At 60.6% G+C, this 548-nt stretch carries 1 protein-coding gene; it reads left to right on the forward strand.

The window, feature by feature from the left end:
- Window positions 1–47: 47 nt before the first annotated feature.
- Window positions 48–548 (forward strand): IS6-like element IS6100 family transposase (locus HMPREF3097_RS03660; protein ID WP_072249721.1); only part of this gene is annotated, 501 nt, incomplete at its 3' end.

Below are 548 nucleotides of genomic sequence, written 5' to 3' on the forward strand. Positions count from 1 at the left end.
AATCGTGAAGCTTGAGCATGCTTGGCGGAGATTGGACGGACGGAACGATGACGGATTTCAAGTGGCGCCATTTCCAGGGTGATGTGATCCTGTGGGCGGTGCGCTGGTATTGTCGCTATCCGATCAGCTATCGCGACCTTGAGGAAATGCTGGCGGAACGCGGCATTTCGGTCGACCATACGACGATCTATCGCTGGGTCCAGTGCTACGCCCCGGAGATGGAGAAGCGGCTGCGCTGGTTCTGGCGGCGTGGCTTTGATCCGAGCTGGCGCCTGGATGAAACCTACGTCAAGGTGCGGGGCAAGTGGACCTACCTGTACCGGGCAGTCGACAAGCGGGGCGACACGATCGATTTCTACCTGTCGCCGACCCGCAGCGCCAAGGCAGCGAAGCGGTTCCTGGGCAAGGCCCTGCGAGGCCTGAAGCACTGGGAAAAGCCTGCCACGCTCAATACCGACAAAGCGCCGAGCTATGGTGCAGCGATCACCGAATTGAAGCGCGAAGGAAAGCTGGACCGGGAGACGGCCCACCGGCAGGTGAAGTATCTC

This window comes from Corynebacterium sp. HMSC27B11, from assembly GCF_001815985.1.
In the GTDB taxonomy this organism is placed as follows: domain Bacteria; phylum Actinomycetota; class Actinomycetes; order Mycobacteriales; family Mycobacteriaceae; genus Corynebacterium.